Here is a 1,594-nt window from a genome sequence, read left to right as displayed (position 1 = left end):
TCTTCTGGAGATAGATCGGTCAACTTTCTTTCTATCTCAAATAGTTTATTACAGTAATCTCTACCAATCTCACCATTAGAAAGTTTACCATCTTTAGAAGGAGTGGTAGGAATGGCTTCCACAAAATACCGTCTTAGGTGAGCCCAACAGCCACATCGCTTAATAGCTTGTACTTTTTCATACCCATTATAACCATCGGTATGTAGGTACCCTTCAAAGCCCACCAGGTAGTTTTTAGGATTTTCCCCTGATCTAGATGATTGATAATCATACAAGATAATAGGTGCTTTTCCATCATTACCTGTGCGATAAAGCCACATGTAAGAGTCAGTTGTTGCTTTCTTACCGGGTTCATTTAACACCTGAAGTGTGGTTTCATCAGCATGTAACACTTCACGTTTAAGAAGTTCTTTGTGCAATGCTTTTGTAATCGGTACAAGCCAATCTTGGGCACAACGAATAACCCAGTTGGCAAGTGTTGCACGACTAAGTTTAATTCCGTATTGTTCCCATTCTTTTTCTTGTCTATATAATGGCATTGCATTGACATATTTCTGATACATAACATGAGCTACAGATGAAGGTGATGCAAGACTATGTCTCATGACTGGTGATGGCGTAGCTGCTTTAGAAATAACAGCATAGCCATCTTCTTTACATGTAGGACACTCATACGCATAACGTATATATCGAATAAGTTTTACTTGAGCTGGAATGAATTGAATCTCTTCACGAACTTGTTCTTTGCCTATAGGTTTAAGTTCGGTATTGCACCAAGGACAATTTTTCTCATCCTCGTGTAGTGTACAAGGTACTTCAATGATTTCTAAGTTTTTTGTTACTACTTCGCGAGTTGTTTTACCTTTTTTACGTTCATATCCAGCAATATCTTTATAGGTTGGTTCTGGAGCTTTTGAATCAGCATAAACCTCAGCTTCGTCAAAAAGACCAAGTTGCCCTTGTATATCAATCTTAGTTTTTTCACTCGATTGCCCAAAGAGTTTCTTAGTCAGATAATGAACTGTTTCTGTCAAATTTTCTATTTGTGCAGTTAAAGATTCAATTGTGTTTTCCAGTTGTTTGATATATTCTTCTTGTGTCATTATGGTATAAAACTCCCTGTTAGTATTACAATGATTATACCCTATTTCGACAAGAATTTCCAGTTAAACATCTCTCTAACCCTTTGTTTATAAAGGGTTTAGAGGTGCTATACATCTCTATGAGATACCTTTTTTAATGCCTTTGGTTGATCTATTGAAAGACCTTCCATAAGCCATCTGAATTCTTGCCAAGTAATATCTCGAACCTCTTCTTTAGAACGTGGCCATTGGAACCGACCACCTTCTAGACGTTTATACATAAGTACAAATCCATCTTGTTCCCAATGGATTGCATTTAACCGATCTCCTCGTCTACCACAAAATAAGAATAAACTGTTATCAAAAGGGTTTAAATCATAGGTATCTTTAATGATCGCAACAAGTCCATCGATTGATTTTCTCATATCTGTATAACCGCACACAATAAAGATGGATTGTACGTTTGAGATATTACCTAACATAAATGCCGTAGTGCATTGATGGTATGTGTT

The 1,594-nt window shown here is 36.7% G+C and carries 2 protein-coding genes; both read right to left on the bottom strand.

The window, feature by feature from the left end:
- Positions 1–1,103 (bottom strand): IS66 family transposase (tnpC, locus tag H8718_RS20190; RefSeq protein WP_249334854.1); only part of this gene is annotated, 1,103 nt, incomplete at its 3' end.
- Between the two features lie 107 nt (positions 1,104–1,210).
- The coding region (tnpB, locus tag H8718_RS20185) for an IS66 family insertion sequence element accessory protein TnpB (RefSeq protein ID WP_249334853.1) at positions 1,211–1,594 on the bottom strand (384 nt) is incomplete at its 5' end.

Source organism: Zhenhengia yiwuensis (assembly GCF_014384995.1).
In the GTDB taxonomy this organism is placed as follows: Bacteria; Bacillota; Clostridia; order Lachnospirales; family Cellulosilyticaceae; genus Zhenhengia; species Zhenhengia yiwuensis.
Note: the sequence above shows the minus strand (reverse complement) of the source record. Positions and strands in the feature narration are given on the sequence as shown.